The sequence below is a fragment of the Bartonella sp. LB28NMGDW genome, from assembly GCF_042194435.1.
In the GTDB taxonomy this organism is placed as follows: Bacteria; Pseudomonadota; Alphaproteobacteria; order Rhizobiales; family Rhizobiaceae; genus Bartonella; species Bartonella grahamii.
The window spans coordinates 85,188-109,563 of record NZ_JBHIMX010000006.1 but is presented as its reverse complement, the minus strand read 5'-3'; the positions used below and the strand labels follow the sequence as shown (position 1 = coordinate 109,563).

The window sequence follows — 24,376 nt, the reverse complement described above, 5'->3', positions numbered from 1 at the left end:
ACAAAATGTATTCTTTCCAATAGTAATCTCTTAAAAGGAAGTATATATGAGAAACTATTGGTAGATTTTAGTGAGAGCAAAAAAACTGGTCACATGGAAACTATGGTTACATGGAAACTGTGAAGTGGTCGAGTGGAGTTATGGTATGGCAACAAAGGTTAAACAGAAAGATAATGCAGAAGTAACAAGCCAAGCAAGTTTGGATGGTCCTCTTCTTGATTTTTCTGATGATGCCATCAAGAAAATGATTAAACTTGCCAAAAAAAATGGTTACGTAACAATGGATGAACTCAATGCTGTTCTTCCTTCTGACGAGGTTACATCCGAACAAATTGAAGATATCTTGGCGATGTTCTCTGAGATGGGGGTTAATGTTGTGGATGATGAGGATGAAGTTGAGTCTGAAAATTATGAAGAAGAAGTTACAGTAGAGGGTGGTGATTTAGTAGAAGCCTCTAGCCACGCAATTGCAACGACAACGAATAAACGCGAAGTAACAGATCGTACGGATGATCCGGTGCGTATGTATTTGCGTGAAATGGGAGCTGTTGAGCTTCTTTCACGGGAAGGTGAAATTGCTATTGCTAAGCGTATTGAAGCAGGGCGTGAGACAATGATTGCGGGACTTTGTGAGAGTCCTTTAACTTTTCAGGCTCTTATTATATGGCGTGACGAGTTAAAAGAACAGCGTATTCTTCTTCGTGAAATTATTGATCTTGAAACGACTTATGCTGGTCCAGAAGCAAAGCAGGCTCCTGTTATTGAGCGAAGTGAAGTGAATAAGACAGAAGAAGAAAAAATGTCTTCTGGTATACGTAATATGGGGGAGAGCGCAGGAGAGAGAAACATTGAAGACGATGATGAAGAAGACGATGACGATGTTAACTTATCGCTTGCTGCAATGGAAAATGAACTTTGTCCTCAAGTTATGGAAACATTGGATTTTATTGCTCAAACCTATGTGAAATTACGAAAATTACAAGATCAGCATGTTGAAAGCAGTTTGGCAGAGCGTAAAGAGGGGGCCCTTACATCTTCTCAGAAAAAGAAATATATTCAATTAAAGGGTGAGTTGATTCAAGCAGTAAAATCTCTTTCTTTAAACCAAAATCGTATCGAGGCTTTGGTTGAACAGCTTTATGACATCAATAAGAGATTGATTCATAATGAAGGTAAGCTGAAACGGATTGCCAACAGCTATGGTATTGGCCATGAGGATTTTTTAAAAGAATACCAAGGGCGTGAATTGGACGCAGATTGGATGAATTATATTGCTGCTTTGCCTACACCTGGTTGGAAAGAATTTTCGATGCGGGAAGCAAAAGAAATCCAAAAACTGCGAAGTGAGATACAAAATCTTGCGCAAGAAACGGCTATTTCGATTGGTGAATTTCGTCGGATTGTTATGCAGGTGCAGAAAGGTGAACGCGAATCAACAATTGCGAAAAAAGAGATGGTAGAATCTAATTTGCGTCTTGTCATTTCAATTGCAAAAAAATACACTAATCGTGGTTTGCAGTTTCTTGATCTTATTCAAGAAGGCAATATCGGTTTGATGAAGGCTGTGGATAAGTTTGAATATCGGCGCGGCTACAAGTTTTCAACTTATGCAACATGGTGGATTCGTCAGGCGATTACACGTTCAATTGCTGATCAGGCGCGTACTATTCGTATCCCTGTTCATATGATTGAAACAATTAATAAAATCGTTCGTACATCGCGTCAGATTCTCCATGAAATTGGACGAGAACCAACACCAGAAGAATTATCTAGCAAGCTTTCTATGCCGTTAGAAAAAGTACGAAAAGTTCTTAAAATTGCAAAAGAACCCATTTCACTCGAAACGCCCGTTGGTGATGAAGATGATTCCCATTTGGGTGATTTTATTGAGGATAGGAATGCGTTATTACCAATTGATGCAGCTATCCAAGCTAATCTGCGAGATACGACAACACGCGTTCTTGCTTCATTAACACCGCGGGAAGAACGTGTTTTGCGGATGCGTTTTGGAATAGGGATGAATACAGATCACACGTTGGAAGAAGTAGGACAACAATTTTCAGTTACAAGAGAGCGTATTCGTCAGATTGAAGCAAAGGCACTTCGTAAATTAAAACATCCTAGCCGTTCACGAAAATTGCGCAGTTTTCTCGATTCTTAAATAAAGAAATTCGTGTGCATTTTAATAAATCTCTCTTTCTTCTTAATGAAGGGGAGGTGTGTCACATTGTACTTGGATGCTTTTTTGAGAAAATATGGGAAGAATTTGAATAATCCAGAAAGTTTACGATGTTTAATGTTTTTCTTAGCTTTTGAATTTTGTATTTCTTTTTCTGAAAATAACAGATGTAGGGCAAAGACCGGTGTGGTAGTCATTTGAAAAAATGAACGAAAAACATTATCTTGTGTGTAGCGGCTTGTTTCTTAAGAAATAGGATCTATTAAGAATAAACTTATATTGCAACATACGGACTTTTTGATGAGAAATGTGTATTCGTTGCGGAATTTTTTTATCATTTTAGGTGACGCATTTTATTCTTCGTCAGTTTATAAAGGAATGTTTCAATAGATTATGTTCATTTATATGCTCTATTTTTTGAATATTTTCTTTTTATTCAGATAGATTTTAAGAAAACGGTTTAAAGCATACATTGAGTTGAATCTTTTTAAGAGACAGAAATAGATGAAATTATAGAAATTAAACGTTTCATTTTTATAGATCGTCTTAATTAAAAAAGGTGTGTCTGAGTTTATGAGTGGAGAGCTTCCCTTTTGGAAAGTAAAAAAATTAGAAGAGATTTCCATTTCTGAGTGGGAGAGCCTTTGTGATGGCTGTGGCCGTTGTTGTCTCCATAAAGTTGAGGACGATGATACGGGTGACCTTTATGCAACCAGTATTGCTTGTCGTCTTTTAGATGGGGAAACTTGTAGTTGTCGAGATTATGCTCATCGTAAATCAATTGTACCAGATTGTATATCGCTAGACATTACAACAGTTAAAACAGCGCGCTGGCTTCCAGAAAGTTGTGCTTATAGATTAATTTATGAGGGAAAAGATCTTCATTGGTGGCATCCATTGGTATCAGGAGATTGCCAGACAGTACATACAGCGCATATTTCTGCACGCGGACAGATAGAGGTTTACGAAGACGAATTATTATCTGAGGAAGATTATCTTCATCACATTACTGGTCTTCTATGTAAAGGCCAGTAATATGATTTTTTATACAACAGTTGGTGATTTAATCGATCGCAAAGACGACAGTGACGCTCACATTATAATTTAATTCACCAGCTGCAAAATTTGTATTTGCGTAGCTTGCATCTGCTGCTCTACTCATGAGACGTGGTGTTGGGTGGTAGTAATCATCCTTTTCATTGATTTCAATAATTTTTCCTAATTTTAAATTTGCTGCTTGCGCTATCGTTTGCGCTTTTTCAATGGCTTCAGTAATGGCTTTTTTACGTGCTTCTTGATAAAATGGCTTTGTATCTGCGTTGGTAAAAGTAATGCCGTTAACTGAATTAACACCTAGAGTCATCGCTTGATCAAAGATTTTACCAGCATTGGTAAGATCACGAATGCGCACGGTTAAAGAATTTGAAACATGATAGAGTTTTTCATTATTCTTTTTTTCGTGGTGTTTATCAGAAGTCGACTGATAAATGGATAAACCTGATGTTTGCAAATCATTTGCTTGGATGCCATTGTTTTTAAAAGCTTGTATAATATCATTGATGGATTGATTATTGGAAGCTAATGCCTTTTGGGCAGTTTTGTCATAGGTAACAACGGCTAGATTAATAATTGCCATATCCGGTGCAGCTTGACTTTCTCCGATTGCAGTCACTGTAATCGTTGCATTTTTCATTTTATTTTCTTCAGCATAAGCACGTACAGTCAACGATGTGGCTAAGAGTGTAAATGCTAATATAACTGCTTTAACCAGAGAACCCTTCAGTGGTTGAATTTTCTTTTCTATCATATCTATACCTTTATATTTGTCAGTTAACTATTCTCTCATTTTTAAGAGTTCTTGTAAAGAAATTAGGGCACTGAAAAAAAAACCAATAGAAAAGAGAAAAAGATGGGTTATAATCTTTGTCAGCTCTTGTATCATAGGGCATTTTAGTTTAGAGAGAAACAACCTATATATGGGGCCTGTAGCTCAATTGGTTAGAGCCAGCGGCTCATAACCGCTTGGTTGGGGGTTCGAGTCCCTCCGGGCCCACCAATAGGGAAATGGCCAATAGAAAAATGGGTCGCTTATATAAAAATTTTGGGATTCTACCTTTTTCGTTTTTTATTTATTTTCCTGTTTGTTCTAAAATCCTTTGTCATTGTTTGTTGCTGTTTTTTTCTATCAGTCGCTTTAATATAAAGTGATGGTATGTTTTTTAGTCTCATTAAAGAAGTGCTCTCATTTTAAACATTGTAGCATTTGGATTAACTAATATGTGGCGCTATTTACTTTCTTAATTCATATACTGTTTTGTACTTTTTCTGTATGATGTTTTTCATAAAATAGAAGGCTAAAAGCTTCATTGAATAAGTTTATTTATGCTTGTTCTGCAAATAAACAGATCCCAATAAGACCAATTTTAAAGATTGTACTTTTTTAGAACAAATGGCTCAAAAAACATTTAGGGTAAATTTGCTTTTTTCTGGGTGATGTTAATGTCTTTTAGACGTTCGAATAGCATTATCGTGATGAAAGGTTGTATATAAGAGAATGTGATCCATAGGTGTTCACATATATCATGGGGGCAACGATGATAGCATTTGTTGATATTTTCTTTTTCCCAAGAGAGGCGTTCTATTTGATTTTTGAGAAATATTGTTCATAATGACGGTGGCGTGTTCTCTGAAAAGAATTTCATCAATCGTTCTTTGAAAAGTCAATTGAGCGATTGTTTCTATCGCTTTGCATTATCTAGATTTTATTGTAATAGGAATTTTATTATTCTGTAAGAAATGTTTTCTATGATATTGGAAAATTCGTTAAAATGCCATTTCCTGTTTTTGTGTATTTTTCGCTTAATGCTCAAATTATAGAGTTTTCATGTAATCCAAATTATTATTGAAGAGCAGAAGTCTTTTTTGATTTTACTCTCATAAGGGATTGGCAATATTTCGGTAAAGCTAGCACTTTTTGGTATTGCTAATATTTTTCTCGTATTGATTGTGTAGAGAGTTTTCTCTCTTATGAAAAATTATTGGCAGAGAGGGTAATTTTTTTTGGAAAAGTATACTTTTCTTCAAAATCATACTTTGAAAATATAATTCTTCATTTACATAAGGGAATTTCTCTCTTGTTGTAAATCTGCAATACAATTTACGTGCAAAGAGTATGCGTGGTGATTCGTTTTATTTTTTAATAGTATCATTTTTGCTTATGGTAGAGACTTATATTAGTATTTACAAGGTGCGTTTAGAGGGGAGGTTACCTATAAACGTGTTACAGAGTTTTAGGTAGTGTGGCTCTGTTTATAAGAATTTATTCCTATAACATTGTTATATTCTTGCTTTGCAATATTGTTTAAAAAACATAGATGGTGCTATGTAGAATAAAATTGTGATATATTTTTTTTCAAAAAGTTTTTTCGTGTTCTCTTATATAGAGTTCAGGAGTGTCTTTAGGGATATTTTCACATTAGTTTGTTATTGGTCCGAATCACAAGATATGCGTAACATTATTCGCATTTTTGATAGATCATACCAATTTTCATAAGAAGATCTGGATCGTGTGATGCTTTCTGTTTCACCATGGTACATGACTAATAGAACTTCATCTGATTTTGTAAAATAAGTTTGTACACAATTGCTTCCATACTGCCTATTGCAAATATTTTTTTCTAAGGTATGAGATATATTTAAACGCTTTAGCGTTATATAGTTTGACTACATGGAGTATGACTATGAAGAATGATAAAAAATTTGAAACAACTTTATCTGATATTATTGTGAAATGGGAGTCTTTGTCGACGTCTCAAAAGCAAGCGATATTGGATAGAGTAGAAAATTCTACAGATTCTGCTCATTCAACAGAACATTTAAGGCTTCAATCTTCTTTTTATCTCCAGACGAAATCAAAGTTATGAGTTTTAAGTCTTCATCGGAGATGTTGAAACCAGTTATTACATATATGGCACTAGCATTTCCCAGTGTGTTCAAAATAGCCATGAGTTTATCTACTGAAGGCCTCTTTCCTCCATTTATCATTTGTTGGACGTAATTTTGTCCACAGCCTGCAGCTCTGCTTATTTCAATCATTGTTCGTCCGTCACTTTTAATCAATTCAACTAAGCGTTGGAACCAATCTTTTTCAGTCTTTGTCATTTTTAGACCTTTACATATTTACGCTATAGCGTTAATATTGCGCTGCGAATCCAGAATATATGATACAAGGAGCGTGAAAATATCCATGTGTAGCTCTTCGCTAATGAAGCATATAGAGTTGTTTTTAACTAATAACAAAATGTCCCCATACACTTTCAGATTCGAATCAATAAAAAATGGTTGCTTAGTTCCACGGTTGTGAAGAAGTAAATGTGTATACCGGAAACGGCGATACACACTCGTATGTTTATGAGATTTCACTGTGATAGTATACGTAGCAGCATTATAAATCAAGATATACCCCAACATCAGAATTTGTAAAAAAAAATTCTGCGTTGAGGTGGTGTGTGAGTATAACGAAGCTTTAGAGCCTTAAGAGATAGGATAATGGCTGTAGAAAAAATGTAAATTCATAGGCAAAGAATACTGATTTCTCCTCTATTGTAATAAATTAGATCACTATCAGATGGTATATCGTATATATGCGTTAAAAAAATTGGGAAATATCAAAAAAGTGATCTTGGATATTTTATTAAACAGGAAGGTAATCTGAGTCACAAAAGTGGTTGTTTGGGAGGGGGGGTACATTCGATTAATGCCCTTATGGGGGTGAGTGTGTTTTTATGATGCTGCGGTTTATAATGAAGTCTGTGTTTACAATGATATTGTTATTGATAACAATGCATTAACATATGGTTGTGTAGTCGTTCGTAAGAGTTTGCATGTTTATGAAAGATAAGAACTTTATAGTTATTCGAATATGAGTGGAGATGCATATGTTTACGTTAATGCGGTCTTTTTTGATCAAGTTTTGAATGCTCAATGTATTGAATTTTATGGTGATACTCGTGATTATAGAAAGGCTCGAGTTTATAGTGATGCTTTAATTTATGGTGATGTAAAGATTTTTGGGAAGGCAAAATTTTACAGAAATGCTGTGCTTTGTGACACTGATGATTTTTGTAATAATGAAGAACTTTCATATATAGCCGCATTCCCCATGGCGTAAAAAGGAAGATAGGAACGATTTGGGCAAGGCTTGTACGATTGCGTTGCGTCGTTAGTTTTATTTGACGTTCCTTATTTTTTGTTTTTTGTGTCAATAAATGTGTCGCAAATAATTGGTGTAAGCGTGTAGATTTAGCCGCTTTCAGGGATTTTTTTTGCGTCATTTATCAATGGCTTTAATGGAGAAAATAAGAATGCCGAGAGTGATTGTTCACACTTGGAACATGCGGTTTATTGCATTCTTTTTTTGATTGAGGATGAAACAAATTGGTCAAGATGATCACTTGAGCGACAATTAAGGGAGATCCAAATGAGTGTAAACGAAATTTTATTGGGAGCAATGGTTGTTGTTTTGTTGTGCAGTGGGGTTATATTTCGGTTTTCTTTATATTATCGCAGTCAAGTGAAAATTTTAAAAGAGGAATCTAGAAGAATAAAGCATGAGTTTTTAAGAGATTCTATGAAGATGACTGAAGAACGAGATAGAGCTATTAGAGAGCAAAGTATGGTGATTAAAAGACGTGACCAAGCAATTGAAAAACTGAAAAAACAAATTAAACAATATGAAAAAAATGAAAAGAAATATCAAAAAATGCTTAAATCTGAAGATGATAAAGAGTGATTGTATTTATATTTTGCATTAAAGGGCTTGGAAATGTGTTAGGAAGATTGGAATGACGAGAGAGATAAACTTTAATGAAGCCAATTATGATGCTGATGGAGGGATTGTATTGAAAGAGAATATTCAAGTTTACTCTGATTTTATGAAAACATTTAAGTTTATAAGACAGAGCGTCTTTGATTATAAAATAAGAGTTTATGATGATAAACCAGTTTATAGGTATGCTGGTTATTAAAAAGCGCGTCTATACAATCCATTATGCTTGAAACAATTTTGCACGTTCCTTTTAGATATAAGATATAAATGCGACGATAGTTTCAGCTAATATGTCTAAAAAATTGCATGGTAATAGAAAGAAAGAGATATTTGCTTTTTATGAAGATGAAATGGGTAAGTCAGTTATGATTATCAGATACAGAAGAGGAATATAAAGGTAAAAGATATTAATATTTGGTAGAGTAATTGTATTTCATCGTTGATGATTCATCTTCTTTTCATGTGCGTTTATTTTTATAAAAAATAAAAGACTTAAAAGAGTTTCTTTTTTATAAGTGCTACAGAGAGTTAAGTATGATTGAAAACAAACATATAGTAATATGCAAGAATTTGACTGTTATTTATGAGTGTTAGAAATAACACAAAAGATTCATCCCACTGAGGGAAAAACAATCACTTTTTATTTGTCACAAAAGTAACTCACATACCATTATATAAAATAAACGCTTGTTCTAATGGTAAAGAACGTTAGAACTGTAGTTCTCTAATAAGAGCCTTATGTGTAATTTCTTTGATTTGTTCAATATTGATTAGGATATCTTGTTTTGTTGGATAACCTTTACTAGAAAAAGCAATTTTTTGTGCATCTCCTGAGATTAAACGCCAGTACCATTGATTGTGAACTCCTTGAAACACCTCAAAATACATGCTTCCACCTCATAAAATAGCTGATAATTTTCAGGATAAATATTTAACTAATCCCTTTTTGAACATTAATGTATGTCTCTATAGGAAGTCGTCAATATATTTCCCTTAAATTTTCTGACCTTAAAAAATAATTTCTATGAGAGCTGTTATTCTTTTAACAAGAAAAAATTTCTTGTCAATAAGATATGAATGAAAATTTTATACTAAAAATTATTTTTTTAATTTAAAGACATTATACTTTTATTTACAATGGAAATATTTTTATTGTCGTTATAGAAACAAATTTTATAAATTATACAAAATCTTACCAGCATGGATAAAGTGAAAAATATTTTTCTCCATACTGGTAGAGCTTAATCATTTCTTGTTTTTTCTTTTAAAATAGATGTTTATTGATTAGCGATAACCTCTTTTTGGGATACGCTTCGAATGAGTAAATCAATGAATAAGCTAAGAGTATAAGAATTGGCCATTTTAGCTTTCATGTCGATCAGAGAGGTTGTAGTTTTAGGGTTAAGGCCATTAGATAAACCTTGTCTTGACAAATATTGCTGCAATTTTTCATAAGAGCTGTCGATTTTCTCTTTATTTAGTTTTTCGTTACGCTCACCATTGGCAAGTGTTTCTTCCAGTCCTTCGATTTTTTTAATAAAATAATTCCAGTCAAAATCACCTTTTGTATATTCGGTGTCAAACATTTTTCCTTGTCCAGTTAAGAGCCAATTAATATTGACACCATATAACGTGCGGTATGTTTGTAAAACACTAAGATTGGGTTCTCTCTCCCCACGCTCATAAAAAGCAATAGAATTTTTTGTCATGCTAAAATTTTTAGCTAAGGTTTCACGTGATGGATCGCCTAAAGCAAGACGTACATAACGCAAACGTTTTCCAAATATGGTTTTTGATTCAGTTTCAGGACGTGCCACGAATTATCTCCCTCAGTAAATCATCATGGTATAAATCATTAAATAATAAAAGCACACTATGTATTAATATTCTATGATATAATGTCAATATTTATAGCTTTAATTTCTTTTTATTTTTTTATTTTTCGTGGATAGAAAGAAATCTTTCGTTTACTGTATTGACAATTGATATTCATTTCAAAACAAAATTCTCTGTTTGCTACATTTGTCTCTTGCTTTTTTTGAGAGAATTTTCATGTAACTTTACCATATATATTCTATACACCTCTGCATTAATAGATGCAACTTTAAAGAGATTCAAACTTTGGATTTGTACTGGGTGTGCTTTAGATGAATTAGAAAATAAACTTTGAGGAATGATCATGGCCCTATTACGCTATTTTGGGTTTGCTTTTTTTTTCACGATTATTGGTGTCTTTTTAGGAGGGGTTATTGGTTGGTTTGAAACGGAAAGTATTACTGGTTTTCTTAAATATTTTTTTATTTGCTTTGTTTTAGGAGTTTTGGAAATTTCTTTATCGTTTGATAATTCTATTATCAATGCGCGTGTTCTTAGTAGAATGGATCCGTTGTGGCGTCGTCGTTTTCTTATATGGGGCATTTTGATAGCTGTATTTGGGATGCGAATTGTTTTTCCATTATTGGTGGTTGTCGTTGCTGTTGGGATTAATCCAATTGCGGCAGTAAAATTAGCGATATGGGAACCACATCGATATGCTGAAGTTTTAATCGATGCGCATATGGGGATTGCTGCTTTTGGAGGCACTTTCCTTATGATGGTTGGCTTAAAATATTTTTTTGATTCTGAAAAAGAGGTACATTGGCTTAATGTTATAGAGAGACCTGCTCAAAAGTTTGGGGCGCTTGTTGGGATTGATATTGCAATTGTTTTGATTTTGATCTTGTTTGTTTCAGGGCAGATTGACACAGAAGATAAAATGACTTTTTTATTGGCAGCCCTTTATGGACTTTTGACCTTTATCGGTGTTGAAGTTGTCGGTCATCTCTTGGATACCCCTCAAAAGACTTTAACAACAGTAACTCACGGGGGAGTAGGGGCGTTTCTTTATTTAGAAGTTCTTGATGCTAGTTTTTCTTTCGATGGCGTGGTTGGTGCTTTTGCCTTTTCACATAACCTTTTTATTATTGCGATAGGTCTTGGTATCGGTGCATTTTACGTTCGTTCTATGACAATTATGTTGGTTGAATCAGGAACATTATTGCATTATCGTTATTTAGAGCATGGTGCTTTTTATGCAATTTTAGTTCTTGCAGTGATTATGTATCTGCAAACGATTATATCGGTTCCTGAAGTTTTAACAGGACTTGTGGGAGTCTGTATTATTGGAATGGCATTATATTCTTCGATTCGTTTTAAGCATCGTCAATTGGATAAACATGTTGTGTCTAAGTAATGGAGATTTCTTCTTTTCTCAGGCTTTTGTTTATCACATATCTTTGAATAGAAAGAGGTCTTTTATGCAAAATAAAATACTATTTTATTGCTTATTTGTGTTTTTATTTTAAAGTTGAGTCCATTGCATGATACTACTCATGAAGGGAATAGTGTAAAATCTTTAGGGTACTTTTTGACCTAAATATAAGACAGAAAGCTGATGCTATACTTTTTACCAGCTTTCAATATTATGATAAGTTCTTGTATTTAATGGTTCATAAGAAGCATTTTTACTGTTTTTTTGAATGATTTTTATTCATACATTGATTCTCTTTGTAACGTGTAAGAGAATGGTTTTGAAACAGGTTTGAAATCAGAGAATTTACGATATTCTAGACTTTCACTTAAATATGTGAAAAATAATTTATCCTTTATAAATCAGTATATTATAATAGTAGATTAGAGAAGAATATTTTAAGAGACCATTAAAAGTTCTATACCAGCTTCGTTCATCGTTTTAAGCATAGTGTTTAGTGATCCGTTTACATCAATACCAGCACAGGCATTTAATGAAACACTGACTTTAAAACCGCATTGTATAGCGTGAAGAGCAGAAAATCCGACACAAAAATCAGTTGCTAAGCCACACATAATGAGCTTGGTAAAACCATGTTCTTTGAGATAAACTTGTAAACCTGTTGGTGTTTTTTGATCATTTTCAAGAAAAGCAGAATAGCTATCCATTTTTTGATTATAGCCTTTTCTAAGGATAAGTTGTGCCTTTTCCACTCTAAGAGATGGATGAAATTCTGCTCCTTGTGTTCCTTGTATGCAATGATCAGGCCAAAGTATTTGAGGACCGTAGTCAAGAATGATGGTATCATAGGGCTTTTTTTCAGGATAGCAGGAAGCAAAGCTGCAATGGTTTTTGGGATGCCAGTCTTGGGTTAAGATAACGTGGTCAAAATGATTTATGAGATTATTGATGGCGGGTAAAATAGCATCACCTTGTGGTACGGCAAGTGCTCCACCTAGTAAGAAGTCATTTTGAACATCAATGACGATTAAGGCTTTTTTTTCCATAAATATATTCCTATACGAGATGAGCTTTTATCGTATTTTAAAAAAGCTATATGTCGTCTTGAAGTTTTGAAATGATGTGTTGGATATTGATATTATTTTTATAATTATCAAGCCAAAAGAGGGGGATGGATAAGTTTTTACAATTGGTTTTATAGTTTTTTACGAATTGTAACCACGTACCAATGGGAAGTGCACTGTATTCATTTTTTGCTACGTGTTGATGCAAAGCTTTCATGATCATTGGGCTTGGGACGTCAGATCCCATAAGGCGGCGGTCGTTTTGTAAACGTAATTTAAGCCATATCAAGGCAAGGGGTGAAGTCCATTGCTTCCCGTAGCAAAAAATCGATGAAAAAAGAGAAGGATTTTTTACTGCGTAATATAAAGCCCATAAAGCGAAAAAAGAAGGCGCATAGAGAATTGCTTTTCTTTGTGGTACCATATTACATTGATAAGTTGGTTTAATACGATAAAAATACAATGTTATATCTGGTATGGAAAAGAGAGGCAATGTTTGATAACAGGTTTCAGGTACAGCTAAAAAGATTTGCTTTTTGCTTTTTGGGGGGATGTTTTTTTGCATTCAGAACCATACTGGGGCTTGTGAGATTAGAAAAAATATACCAATATAAGGCGAAAAGCTTTTGATACGATGTAAGTGCTATTTACTGTACAGTTTCAAAAAGCAAAAGCAGTTTTTTTCAAAATCCTAATCTTTAATATCGCACAATATAAAGAGAAATTTATGGCACGTCAATTTATCTATCATATGGCTGGGCTTAACAAGTCTTACGGCAATAAAAAAGTTCTAGAAAATATTCATTTGTCTTTTTATCCAGATGCGAAGATCGGTATTTTAGGGCCGAATGGTGCAGGGAAGTCAACTATTTTACGTATTATGGCTGGGCTAGATAAGGAATATACGGGAGAAGCATGGATTTCTGAAGGAGCACGCTGTGGCTATCTACCACAAGAACCTTTGCTTGATGCGAGCAAAGATGTGCGTGGCAATGTGATGGAAGGTGTTGCAGATAAACAAGAAATTCTTGAGCGTTATAACGAATTGATGATGAATTATAGCGAGGAAACGGCTGATGAAAGTGCACGGCTTCAGGACATTATTGACAGTCAGAATCTTTGGGATTTAGAAAGTCAAGTGGAAATGGCTATGGCTGCTCTTGGTTGTCCGCCAGCCGATGGGGATGTAACAAAACTTTCGGGTGGTGAGAAGCGGCGTGTTGCACTTTGTAAATTGCTTTTGTCAAAACCTGATTTGTTACTTTTGGATGAACCGACAAACCATTTAGATGCTGAAACGACGGCTTGGCTTGAAAGGCATCTACGTGAATATCCTGGGGCTGTGCTTTTGATAACCCATGATCGTTATTTTCTCGACAATGTAACGGGTTGGATTTTAGAGTTAGATCGTGGGAGAGGTATTCCTTATGAGGGGAACTATTCTGCTTATTTGGGGGCTAAAGCTAAGCGTTTGGCTCAAGAAGGCCGTGAAGAGGCAGCGCGTCAACGTGCTTTATCACGTGAGCAAGAATGGATCGCTTCTAGTCCAAAAGGGCGACAAGCAAAGTCAAAAGCTCGGATTAAGGCTTATGATGAGTTGGTTCAAGCAGCACGTGAGCGCCGTCCTGGAGAGGCGCAAATCATTATCCCTATTGGAGAAAGATTAGGACAGGTTGTTATTGAAGTTGATAATCTCTCTAAAGCTTATGGTGAGCGTGTATTGATTGATTCTCTTTCTTTTAAACTTCCTGCTGGTGGTATTGTCGGCGTTATTGGGGCCAATGGTATGGGAAAGTCGACCTTGTTTAAAATGTTGACGGGACAGGAACAGCCCGATTCAGGTCAAATACGTATCGGTGAAACAGTTCACATGAGTTATGTGGATCAGAGTCGCGATTCCTTGGTGGGGAATAAAACTGTTTGGGAGGAAATTTCTGGTGGAAATGACATTATTAAATTAGGCAAATATGAGATGAATAGTCGCGCTTATTGCGGGGCTTTTAATTTCAAGGGGGCAGATCAACAGCAGAAGGTGGCAAATTTATCAGGAGGCCAGCGCAATCGCGTACATTTGGCGAAACTTCTAAAAGAGGGGGGGAATGTGCTTCTTCTTGATGAACCGACAAATGATCTTGATACTGAAACATTGGGTGCATTGGAAGATGCATTGGAAAATTTTGCTGGTTGTGCAGTTATCATATCGCATGATCGTATGTTTCTTGATCGATTGGCAACACATATTTTAGCCTTTGAAGGTGATGGTCATGTAGAATGGTTTGAAGGTAATTTTGCTGAATATGAGGCTGATAAAGTTCGTCGTCTTGGGGCGGAATCTCTTAATCCTAAGCATGCAAATTATAAACCTCTTACACGCTAGAATTTTTTATCTTATCTCAACTTTGTTGGAATAATAGTGTGTTTTATTGCGTTTTTTATTTCATAAATAAAGTGCGTGTGTACTCTGTGTAAGTTTTTATTCATTGAAAAGAGTAAGAGACACTTTATGAAATTATGACCTAAATAGGGTTATTCTACTCATGATATATAACCGGTTATTGCTTGTAAAATTGCAATGAAAAGGAGTGGATGAAGAGTATAGTACTATTTCTACAAATGCTCTGGTCATTGAGCATTGTCATCTTTACTTAATAAAAATGCAAGCTGGCACCATCATGTTATTTATTTTTTCTCAATGGTACGCAGTTCTTGTTTTGAGATGACTATAAAAAGTATTTTTATCCATATGTCTCCTCTGTTTATGAGCTGTAAGAGAATAATTTGGATTGATTTATCATGAATCGATTTGAAATGAGGAAAATTTACGGTATTCCGATGTTTTATTCAAGTTGAAAATGATTAATTGTTATTATAAATCAATGCATTATCATTATAACGAGAAGCAGAGAGATGAGATCTGTTCGTTTTTTACAGTAGCCTATTTTTTTATAGTATAATAAAATAGAGAGAACAAAATAGATGAGAATATGCGTTTTATGCTTGACTTTTTTTTTCTGTAAACAAATGTTTATAAGAATGTTTAAGGGATAATTATGAAAAAAAGTGCAAGTTTAGATGCAATGATTGTGCTGCTAAAAGCGGTCGCAGAAATAAACCATTTACGTGTTCTTACGCTCTTGCGTCATGAAGATTTAACAATTCCTGATTTTATTTTTATTCTTGATCAGTCGCAAGCGTGTATATCACGATATTTACGTTTGTTGTACGAAGCACGATTGATTGAGCGTTATCAGAAGGGAGATAGCCTTTATTTTAAGCTTTGTCATGATTTTTTGGGTAAAGACATTGTGATGGGTGTTCTTTCGGCTTTACCAAAGCATGATATGTTGTTAGCGCATGATTTAGAACGTTTGAAGGATGTTAAAAAGCAGCGTCAAAAAACGAGGAAGAAGCATTTTTTACAAAATACGTTGCAATGGGATGTATTACGGTCATCCTATATGGCAGATCATGGTGTGGAAAACGCTTTACTTGAAATCATTGGCGATAAACCGTTTCAAACGATGCTGAATATTGGAATAGGTGGAGACTCTGTCTTAAAATTGTTTTCTAATCTTTATACGCATGCGGTTGAAGTTGTGCTTGATAGCAATGTTTTTCACTTGTCTGTTGGAGATACAACTTTTGATTTAGTTATTCTTCATTGGGTTTTACATTTTCTTGAAAATCCTGAAATGTTTCTTCATGAGATATCAAGTGTTTTGCGTCCTCATGGACGTTTATTGATTGTGGATTTTGGTTATCATAAAATTGAGTCTTCATATTCTGATCAAGCACATACGCGTTTTGGATTTTCGGCTTTACAAATAGAACAATGGCTTAAAAATACGGGACTTGTTCTAGAACAAACGGTTTGTCTTACTCCTATACAAAATGAAAACAGTGAGAAGGGTATGGTTACGCTTTGGCTTGCTCGTGATCCGCGTTTATTAGTTGACGATATCAAAGATAAACAAGTCGATTTTGCATAAATCGCGTTTGTTGACCTGCTTTATTCTCTGATTTTTCTTAAGGAATAGCGTAGAGATAAAACTTTATTCAATCATTGATAATCTATTGTTTTTTACATTTGTATTATGTTTTTATATGAGAGTATTGGTGTTTTACAGGGGCTTGGTGGCTGTGTACTGTGTAATGAAAGCACCTTCTATAGAGATAAGCCTATGAGGATCGTTATTTAAGGTGTCTTGATATCATATTTGTTTTATTAGCCAATATATTGATTTTTTAGATTTCAATGAGAGGCTCGAATATAGGAATATTTTTTCATTTCAAATTTCCTGTTTCAGAATCCAAAAGAGTCTGTTTGTTTGTTACAAGAGAAGATATTTATCTAAATAATAGCGTTTGTAAAAGGAAATACATATTTCTAAATATGAGAGCGGCGGCGATATGATGTAATAGCGCACAATATAATATAGTGATGGCTCATACCTTCATAAATGTCAAAAATGGTGGTACCCAATAGATCTTACGATGTCTCTTTAAAACAGGTGCTTAGATAAGAAGTACCTTGGAATTTTTAGTGAGTGGTGCAAAAAGATGCTCTAAAAAGACGAAGGGGTAAAAGGGTAAGACAATGCATGATTTTCATTATTTAAAACACAGCGTTATGAGCATGTTTGAAATTCGTAAAGGCAAATGAAAGGGATGGTAAAGACGGCAATAGGTTTTTATTTTTGGGCTTTTATGTTTTTTATCCATATGCTTTTTCTTGTTTGTGATGTGCCATAGTATGGCTATTCATTGATTCAATGGACGAAGATTTAAAATAAGGGATCTTACGTTCTTGAGATCTCTCATGTAAGTTGTAAAATGATGCGTTATGATTGTAAATCAATGCATTATTTACGTTAGAAGAACAGACTATAACAATTTTTGAGTGTAGAAACTACTGTGTGTATTATTTTACGGAATCATTTAAATGATAGAGATTAAGAGAAACTGTCTGCATTGATCTCGGTTTGTTATGTTAAAATGCGTTAGAGCCTGTTGGTTATTGTAAAATAGTTTATCGTTATTTGGAATGATTATAGCACGTGATTCGAAACAAATACCTTCAGAGTTCTCATTTTTTCATAAAATTAAGCTGTTTAAATTCTTCATTGATTGTTACATGAGAGATGCGACAATATTTTAATAATCATTTACAGAGTTTTTTATGAAGATAGATAAGATTTTATTTCTCTAAATTTATTGTTTTCTTGCAAGAAGATGTTTTTCATTTTTTACGGTTATTTGTGTAAGATTTTAAAAATCTACGTTTTTCTTTTTGTGGTGATTGCTGTTGGAAAAGTGATTCTACTTTTACATAGTTTGATTTTTATAAGGTGGATACGTAGAAATTACGGTTTTTTAATTATGGTCATCGGAGTTATGAAAGAAACTATTTAAAAGTTATAATGATCGTAGATTCTAATTGATGATTCTTGAAATAAAATTGCTTCAAATTGGGTCATTGTGAACTTTTTTTGCCTAAATTTAAACATTTTTAAACAATTTATAACTCTTTTATGTTCTTTTGCGTAGAAGATGATAAGAATTCCTTGTCGTTTAAAGAATTTTATTCCATAGCAAGAATATTGCATCGGCTATCTTAGTGGTTGATGTGAGAGGACGATCGGGGAACCTCCTCCCCCCCCCCCCGCGTGGATCCCCTAGATTGTCTGGCCTGACTGAGGATTTCCTCAGTCAGGCTTTTTATAATTGCTTAGGGGGTGTTGTAAGGTGTTATTAGGGGGAATTGTAAGGTCTGTTATTAGTTTAGCCTATGGTGCCTGAATACACAGAGGGGCAGGTCTTGTTGGGCGGATAGTGTTGGCGTATTCATTTTCAATAATTTGATTTTTCTTTATTTAGGCATTGTTGAATGCTATAAAGAGAATCATAAAAGGAATCTATGTTTGTGTTCTGTGATCTTTAGGTAAGAGATAATGGAATCTTTTTCGCGTCGTATTATTTTTATTTTATTCGTATTTTTTATTTTTGGCGCTGTCTTTTTTGCTTCTCAAAGCGGTACTGTTTATCAGTTTTTTTCCGGTCGCCCTTCTTTTTCTTCTCAGAATCTTGATGTAACAGAGGAGGAGTTGTTAGAGAGATTGTCCGTATCTTTTCCAGATATTATCAAGCATCTTTCTAAGATGGACCCTCAACAGCAAGAGTTGTTTATTGCGCAGCTGCGTCGTGATGTAATTGCGCTTGCTGCTAAAAGTGGTCAGAGTCGTGAGCAGGCTCAAAAATCTGGTGAAACTGTTGCTATGGCTCTCTCAAAAGCGATTTCTCGTCCTTCCATTGCTAATGCTTATTTTTAGCTGTTTTTTTAATCGCGCTTTTGGGTTTTATTTTAAGCAGCAAGAGCTTTTCATGAATTTTTGAAAAGTGCGAGGAGATAATCAATTTGTAGGATAATTAGCAAAATTTATCTTACTCAAAAGGTAAGCAATCAAAGTATAACGATAATGATGCAATCATTACAGGAGTGAAAGAAAGTCTGTCAAGGGTATTGGTCGAGTTAATTGTATTATCAATCGCGACAATAACAAAAGCAAAAGCAGTATTGGCTATAATAAAACACGTTAATCGCGTTTTATATGCCGGTTATTTTTTTATTTGATATGAGAAAATAGAAAATTTTAAAAGGATTTAAGATTCCTTTGTTCTACGGATTTTAGAATATTTATTCACTTGTATGATTTCTGAAAATGAGGTGCAAGGCTGATAAGGTGATTGTCTGTGACAAAGAAAAAAATATTTGAATGAAGATGAGGGTTTATTTTTATTTAAAAGGCTTTGGGGGTATTGAGTTTCCTAACATTTTTCAAAAAACAGACAAAAGTAATTGTTAAGCTTTGTTGTAGAGACAAAGACGGATATAGCTTTTTTAGCATATTGTTTTGTAATGATAATTTGTCATTTTCATATTGAGTGAGAATCTTAAGAATTGTAAAATTCTCTCGTTTTAAATTTATTCATGGTGAAAAAATCAAAATTAGTTTCTTGTACACTACAAGTGAGAGGTTTGTGTGGATAAAAGCTCTTTCAAAAGAAGAAGTAAAAAGCTTCTTTGAGGCATCTTGAGAGCTAAAAGTCTGTTGCAATATTTTGAATTGGTAAAGAGTATGATGGTTTTAGTATATTTATGAATTTTTTATGCGCAATGATGGGAGTGGGGATTTGTTTTATGATTTGTTGGGGTTTTATCGGACATAAAGAGTGCTGTGGGTGTTTATTAACCAGAGAGAAGTGTTGATAACAGTTTATATTTTTTGTGAAACTTTTTTGATATTGAGGATCTTCGGTAAAAAGATGTTCTTGTCTCTCTTTAAGATGCTATTTTTTAAATATAAAAATTGAGTGATACAATAGTGATAGCAGAAACTTACAGATTATATCATTTTATTTAATACGCTATAAGATTAATTATAGTCTCTTTATTTTTTTTATTTTATGATATAGATAAATCTATAATTTGTGCATAAAGAGATTTTCTTTTGTTGCAGAATTTTATCTTGAAATTGTCTTACTCTTTCCTTTTTCAAGCCGTTCTTTTGCTTTCTTTTTTTGTACAATACGTTTGCAAATTATTTGCAACTAGAATTTGAGAATGTTTGAGTGAAGAGAAAGAAAATGCAATTTTTGAAAATCTTGTTAAATACAGCGTGTGCTGTATTTTTTGTATTTGATGTAAGTTGGACTCATAGTGTCTTAAATGTTGCGGAATCAGGAGAAGCCTCAGTGATTGTTGCTTCTAAGATTCCTGATCGTCCTTATGAGTTTCTTATTCAGAAACTTGCGAATAAATATAATGTTCCCGTTAATTTAGCACATGCTGTTGTAAAAGTTGAAAGTAATTATAAGGCAGGTATAAGGGGGGCTGCTGGCGAAATAGGTTTGATGCAAATTAAACCCTCTACGGCACGAGGGTTGGGCTTTAGTGGTTCTGTACAGGATTTGTACGATCCTGCGACCAATCTTGAATATGGTATGCGTTATTTGGCACGGGCGTATAAACTCAGTGGTGGAAGTACGTGTGGTACAATCCTTAAATATAACGCAGGTCATGCTGCAAAAAAAATGAATTCCATTTCGGCGAAATATTGCGCAAAAGTGAAAACTTATCTGGCTTCATTAAAATAAAAACATCTTTTTAGACAGGTTTGCTATAAAATATTTTAAGATGCTATTTTCACGGAGCAGAAAATGTTTTATAAATTAATGCGTCAGTCGGCTGGGCAGCCGCGCTTGTCTAATGCTAAAATGCGGCAGGTGAGGAAAGTCCGGGCTCCATGGAAAGACGGTGCCGGGTAACACCCGGCGGGGGTGACCCTAGGGAAAGTGCCACAGAAAGTAAACCGCCTATTTTTATAGGTAAGGGTGAAAGGGTGGAGTAAGAGCCCACCGCGCATTCAGTAATGAATGTGGCAAGGTAAACCCCACCGGGAGCAAGACCAAATAGAAATGACGTGCAAAATTTAATTTGCAGCCGATTTCCGGGCGAGTCATTCGGGTAGGTTGCACGAGGCGGATGGTAACATCCGTCCCAGATGAATGGTTGCCATGTAAAGTGTAAGCTTTACTCTACAGAACCCGGCTTATAGGCCGACTGATATTTCATGATGATACGCGATATTTTATAAGATCAATTATATATGGTCTTTTATGGATTCTATGTGTTTGAAATGGACACTTGAGCAAAGAGTATTTTAAAAAATTATAACATTTCTTTAAGTATAATGCGTTAGGATCTGTCTTGGGATAACTTTAGTTTTTTCGTTCATTGTGATTAATATGAAAGTTGAAGGCTAGGTTACTCTAAAATCAGTTGCTATGAGAGAGCTGTTGATTTGAGACAGCATAACTTCAAGACGGATTATTTTGATAAAGCAGGATCAAAGAGCTGAACGCCATATCCCAGTGTTGTTGCAGCCAGTTTTGGCTGGGCTTATGCCATTGGTTGGAGCAAAAGTGATTGATGGCACCTTTGGTGCTGGTGGTTACACGCGCGCTTTGTTAAAGGCAGGGGCGGAGGTGATCGCTCTTGATCGTGATCCTCATGCTATTAGTGCGGGACAATCGCTTGTTGAAGAATTTTTTCCACGACTTCGTTTGGTGCAAATGGAATTTTCACAGTTGGATCGCGTTGTTGAAGAGAAGGTAGACGCCGTTATTTTGGATATTGGTGTCTCTTCAATGCAGCTTGATGAAGCTGAAAGGGGATTTTCTTTTCAAAAAGATGGTCCATTAGATATGCGAATGGCTCAGACTGGTTTTACTGCTGGCGATGTTGTAAATCACTTAAAAGCAAGGGATTTGGCACGTATCTTTAAGATATTAGGAGAAGAGCGCTATGCGGGGCGAATTGCACGGATGATTGAAAAGCGTCGTGTTGTTCAGCCTTTTTTGCGTACAGGTGATTTGGCGTATGCTATCGAAGCGTTGATAGGACGTAAGCCAGGAGATCGCATTCATCCTGCAACACGTGTATTTCAGGCTCTTCGCATTTATGTTAATGATGAAATTGGTGAACTTGCACGTGGCTTATTTGCTGCTGAACGCATTTTGAAACCGGGTGGTCGTTTGGGGGTTGTCAGTTTTCATTCTCTTGAAGATCGTATGGTCAAAAGATTTTTTTCTTTTCGTTCAGGAGAGTGTATGAGATCACGCTATCTTCCTGAAATAAAAACGCCTCCAGCAACATTTTTTCCTTTGTTTAAAGGGGGGATAACTGCAAGTGAAGAGGAGTTACAGCAAAATCCTCGTTCACGTTCTGCGCGGTTGCGTGTTGGTGTACGAACTAAAGCAGAGGCTCTTGCAGCAGATATGAAATTATTTGGTTTAGCAGAGATTGCCAGTTTTGAAGGCGGCAAGAAATGACAGTTTTTCGTACATTTGATATGATCTTAGTGATGATTATGATTTGTATGGCAGGTCTTACTTATAAAGTAAAATATGATGTTCAAAAACGAATGAACGAAGTTCGTCATCTTGAGCATGAAATTGCTGCAGCAAAAAATACGGTAAGTTTGCTTCGTGCTGAGTGGGCTGTGATGATAAGGCCTTCACGCATGCAAAAACTTGCAAAACGTTATCAAAAAGAACTTGAGTTAGAGGTTATACAGCCGCGTCAAATCGTGGCGTTTAAAGATATTCCGGTACGGGTACATGATCAAATTGAAGAAGTGATTAAACAAAATATCTTGGAAGATAATCAGGATATTTTGACAAATAATCGGGCTTCTCAGATAAATGATGTTGTCCAAAAAGGCGCGCAGTAATGAAATCGACTTTTTTATTCTCACAGAAGAAAAAGCGCTTAAAGAATTCGTTGAATAATCATAATGTTTCTGTTCGTCGTCCCTATTCTAGTCGTCCACGTTTGCTTTTTTCGTTGTTCTGCTTTTTAATTTTATATGGCATCATGGGGGCTTGCCTTATTTCTTATGGGTTGGAAGGTGGACAGATTGAAGAAGCAAAGGGGCCAGGAGTTCTTCAATTGATGGCACGGCCTGATATTGTTGATCGTAATGGTCGTTTATTGGCAACAGATATTAAAACTTATTCACTTTTTGCTGAGCCACGACGTATTATTGATGTGGATGAAACAATTGAATTGCTCTCAACAGTTTTGCCTGATCTTAATTGGCAGGAAACCTATAAGCGCTTAAAAAGAAAATCTGGTTTTTCTTGGATACAGCGTGGGTTAACACCAATGCAAAAGACGAAAATTATGGCTCTTGGTATACCAGGAATTGGTTTTCGGACTGAAATTCGTCGTTTTTATCCTGATGGACCTGTAACTTCCCATATTCTCGGTATGGTGAATGTTGATAATCAGGGCATTGCAGGTATGGAAAAATATATTGATGATGCGGGGTTGAGTGCTTTGCGTGCCGCTGGTCTTGCTATGGAAGAATCATTAAAACAAGTTCAGCTTTCGATTGATGTGCGTGTTCAGGCAATTGTTCATGATGAACTTATTCAGGCTATGAAGCGTTATAGGGCAATTGCTGCAGGAGCTATTATTTTAAATATACATACGGGGGAAGTTTTGGCTTTGGCATCACTACCAGATTTTGATCCTGGAAATCCTATTGAAGCTTTAAAAAGTGATCGTCTCAATCGGATGACGGCAGGAGCTTTTGAAATGGGATCAATCATTAAAAGTTTTACAACTGCTATGGCTCTTGATTCCGATATTTTTCATTTAAACAGTATTATTGATGCTTCAAAGCCAATAAAAGCAAGTAGTGGGTATACTATTCATGATTTTCATGGGAAAAATCGTCCCTTAACGTTATGGGAGGTTTTTATTTATTCCTCCAATATTGGTTCTGCTAAAGAGGCATTGGCGGTGGGGATTGATGGACATCGTAATTTTTTGAAACGACTTGGTTTACTGGATCGATTGACAACAGAATTGCCTGAAGTTGCCCATCCTATTGTGCCTCATCATTGGAAGGATATCCATTCTATGACGATTTCTTTTGGGCATGGTATGGCAACAACACCTTTGCAAACAGCTGTTGGGGCTGCTGCTTTAATGAATGGTGGTTGGTTAATTGCTCCGACATTTTTAAAACGTACAAAAGGACAAACGTTGCACCATGCAAAACGGGTTTTGCAGGCTAAAACAAGTCAAAATATGCGTTACCTTTATAAATTAAATAGTGATATTGGTTCTGGACGTAATGCAAAAGTCGAAGGTTATCGTGTAGGTGGTAAGACAGGAACAGCTGAAAAAGTTGAAAATGGAAAATATTCTAAAACAAAAAATTTCAATAGTTTTCTTGCTGCTTTTCCTATTGATGATCCTGTTTACGTTGTTTTAACAATTATTGATGAACCAAAGCCTGCAGAGGGACAGCGTTCAGCAACAGCGGGGATGAATGCTGGACCAATGCTTGCTAATATTGTTCGTCGCACAGCTAGTTTTCTTGGTGTAAAATCCGATTTTAAAAAAGAATATGAGCCTCTTTTAAGTAAAAAGAGTAATTCAAGTTTCGTTAAACAACGGTAAAATGAATACAAAGGTGCAGCGT

General features: G+C 35.1%; 21 protein-coding genes, 1 tRNA gene and 1 other RNA gene. 17 read left to right on the top strand and 6 right to left on the bottom strand.

Features of this window, described 5'->3' with window-relative positions; genetic code table 11:
* Positions 1 to 145 precede the first annotated feature (145 nt).
* Positions 146 to 2,161 (top strand): RNA polymerase sigma factor RpoD, encoded by a 2,016-nt coding sequence (gene rpoD / locus ACFIKG_RS05335; RefSeq protein ID WP_273788086.1) that lies wholly within the window; start codon positions 146 to 148, stop codon positions 2,159 to 2,161.
* 591 nt (positions 2,162 to 2,752) lie between these two features.
* A complete protein-coding gene (locus tag ACFIKG_RS05330; RefSeq protein ID WP_375651876.1) occupies positions 2,753 to 3,214 on the top strand; it encodes a YcgN family cysteine cluster protein in 462 nt (153 codons plus the stop codon).
* A gap of 28 nt (positions 3,215 to 3,242) precedes the next feature.
* Here the strand turns inward: ACFIKG_RS05330 and ACFIKG_RS05325 are convergent, their stop codons facing one another.
* A complete protein-coding gene (locus tag ACFIKG_RS05325) occupies positions 3,243 to 3,986 on the bottom strand; it encodes an SIMPL domain-containing protein (RefSeq protein WP_375651875.1) in 744 nt (247 codons plus the stop codon).
* Between the two features lie 172 nt (positions 3,987 to 4,158).
* Here ACFIKG_RS05325 and ACFIKG_RS05320 point away from each other — a divergent pair.
* Together ACFIKG_RS05320 and ACFIKG_RS05315 are read left to right on the top strand one after the other, a co-directional pair.
* Positions 4,159 to 4,235: transfer RNA gene (locus ACFIKG_RS05320), tRNA-Ile, on the top strand.
* Between the two features lie 1,684 nt (positions 4,236 to 5,919).
* A complete protein-coding gene (locus tag ACFIKG_RS05315) occupies positions 5,920 to 6,102 on the top strand; it encodes a hypothetical protein (RefSeq protein ID WP_015856659.1) in 183 nt (60 codons plus the stop codon).
* On the opposite strand, the gene ACFIKG_RS05310 is transcribed toward ACFIKG_RS05315, so the two are convergent.
* A complete protein-coding gene (locus ACFIKG_RS05310; protein ID WP_007347852.1) occupies positions 6,026 to 6,340 on the bottom strand; it encodes a helix-turn-helix domain-containing protein in 315 nt (104 codons plus the stop codon). The two genes, ACFIKG_RS05315 and ACFIKG_RS05310, sit on opposite strands and share 77 nt — an antisense overlap.
* Positions 6,341 to 6,953: 613 nt before the next feature.
* Between ACFIKG_RS05310 and ACFIKG_RS05305 the strand changes: the two genes are divergently transcribed.
* The 4 genes from ACFIKG_RS05305 (at position 6,954) to ACFIKG_RS05290 (ending at position 8,205) form a co-directional block, all read left to right on the top strand.
* The gene (locus ACFIKG_RS05305; protein ID WP_375626164.1) at positions 6,954 to 7,079 is read left to right on the top strand and encodes a hypothetical protein; all 126 of its coding nucleotides are present in this window, start codon (positions 6,954 to 6,956) and stop codon (positions 7,077 to 7,079) included.
* A 21-nt stretch (positions 7,080 to 7,100) separates the two neighbouring features.
* On the top strand, positions 7,101 to 7,349 hold the full coding sequence (locus ACFIKG_RS05300; RefSeq protein WP_375626162.1) for a hypothetical protein: 249 nt from the start codon (positions 7,101 to 7,103) through the stop codon (positions 7,347 to 7,349).
* A 309-nt stretch (positions 7,350 to 7,658) separates the two neighbouring features.
* Positions 7,659 to 7,970, top strand: a complete 312-nt coding sequence (locus ACFIKG_RS05295) for a hypothetical protein (RefSeq protein WP_375626160.1) — start codon at positions 7,659 to 7,661, stop codon at positions 7,968 to 7,970.
* Between the two features lie 52 nt (positions 7,971 to 8,022).
* Complete coding sequence (locus tag ACFIKG_RS05290; protein ID WP_375626159.1) at positions 8,023 to 8,205, top strand: hypothetical protein; 183 nt, start codon at positions 8,023 to 8,025, stop codon at positions 8,203 to 8,205.
* A gap of 509 nt (positions 8,206 to 8,714) precedes the next feature.
* Here ACFIKG_RS05290 and ACFIKG_RS05285 read toward each other — a convergent pair.
* Both ACFIKG_RS05285 and ACFIKG_RS05280 read right to left on the bottom strand, forming a co-directional pair.
* Positions 8,715 to 8,894, bottom strand: coding sequence for a YegP family protein (locus tag ACFIKG_RS05285; protein ID WP_375626157.1), 180 nt, complete (start codon positions 8,892 to 8,894; stop codon positions 8,715 to 8,717).
* A gap of 389 nt (positions 8,895 to 9,283) precedes the next feature.
* Positions 9,284 to 9,823, bottom strand: a complete 540-nt coding sequence (locus ACFIKG_RS05280) for a helix-turn-helix domain-containing protein (protein WP_375626155.1) — start codon at positions 9,821 to 9,823, stop codon at positions 9,284 to 9,286.
* Between the two features lie 362 nt (positions 9,824 to 10,185).
* On the opposite strand from ACFIKG_RS05280, the gene ACFIKG_RS05275 reads away from it, so the two are divergent.
* Complete coding sequence (locus tag ACFIKG_RS05275; protein WP_375627044.1) at positions 10,186 to 11,238, top strand: DUF475 domain-containing protein; 1,053 nt, start codon at positions 10,186 to 10,188, stop codon at positions 11,236 to 11,238.
* Between the two features lie 455 nt (positions 11,239 to 11,693).
* Here the strand turns inward: ACFIKG_RS05275 and pncA are convergent, their stop codons facing one another.
* Positions 11,694 to 12,302 (bottom strand): bifunctional nicotinamidase/pyrazinamidase, encoded by a 609-nt coding sequence (pncA, locus tag ACFIKG_RS05270; RefSeq protein ID WP_375627046.1) that lies wholly within the window; start codon positions 12,300 to 12,302, stop codon positions 11,694 to 11,696.
* A 46-nt stretch (positions 12,303 to 12,348) separates the two neighbouring features.
* On the bottom strand, positions 12,349 to 12,885 hold the full coding sequence (locus ACFIKG_RS05265; protein WP_375627048.1) for a hypothetical protein: 537 nt from the start codon (positions 12,883 to 12,885) through the stop codon (positions 12,349 to 12,351).
* Between the two features lie 162 nt (positions 12,886 to 13,047).
* Between ACFIKG_RS05265 and ettA the strand changes: the two genes are divergently transcribed.
* The 8 genes from ettA to ACFIKG_RS05225 all read left to right on the top strand — a co-directional run bounded on the left by ettA (position 13,048) and on the right by ACFIKG_RS05225 (position 24,354).
* Positions 13,048 to 14,697: an energy-dependent translational throttle protein EttA gene (gene ettA, locus ACFIKG_RS05260; protein WP_375636151.1), complete on the top strand. Its 1,650-nt coding sequence runs from the start codon at positions 13,048 to 13,050 to the stop codon at positions 14,695 to 14,697.
* Positions 14,698 to 15,370: 673 nt separating this feature from the next.
* Positions 15,371 to 16,309, top strand: a complete 939-nt coding sequence (locus ACFIKG_RS05255) for an ArsR/SmtB family transcription factor (protein ID WP_375627052.1) — start codon at positions 15,371 to 15,373, stop codon at positions 16,307 to 16,309.
* 1,962 nt (positions 16,310 to 18,271) lie between these two features.
* Positions 18,272 to 18,649 (top strand): hypothetical protein, encoded by a 378-nt coding sequence (locus ACFIKG_RS05250; RefSeq protein WP_375651874.1) that lies wholly within the window; start codon positions 18,272 to 18,274, stop codon positions 18,647 to 18,649.
* 1,315 nt (positions 18,650 to 19,964) lie between these two features.
* A complete protein-coding gene (locus ACFIKG_RS05245; protein WP_375651873.1) occupies positions 19,965 to 20,474 on the top strand; it encodes a lytic transglycosylase domain-containing protein in 510 nt (169 codons plus the stop codon).
* An 83-nt stretch (positions 20,475 to 20,557) separates the two neighbouring features.
* Positions 20,558 to 20,948, top strand: an RNA gene (rnpB, locus tag ACFIKG_RS05240) — RNase P RNA component class A.
* 264 nt (positions 20,949 to 21,212) lie between these two features.
* Entirely contained in the window at positions 21,213 to 22,211 is a 999-nt protein-coding gene (gene rsmH / locus ACFIKG_RS05235) for a 16S rRNA (cytosine(1402)-N(4))-methyltransferase RsmH (protein WP_375651872.1), read from the top strand.
* Complete coding sequence (locus ACFIKG_RS05230) at positions 22,208 to 22,612, top strand: hypothetical protein (RefSeq protein ID WP_375626139.1); 405 nt, start codon at positions 22,208 to 22,210, stop codon at positions 22,610 to 22,612. Before rsmH ends, ACFIKG_RS05230 begins: the two co-directional genes overlap by 4 nt.
* Positions 22,612 to 24,354, top strand: coding sequence for a peptidoglycan D,D-transpeptidase FtsI family protein (locus tag ACFIKG_RS05225; RefSeq protein WP_375651871.1), 1,743 nt, complete (start codon positions 22,612 to 22,614; stop codon positions 24,352 to 24,354). Before ACFIKG_RS05230 ends, ACFIKG_RS05225 begins: the two co-directional genes overlap by 1 nt.
* Positions 24,355 to 24,376 lie beyond the last annotated feature (22 nt).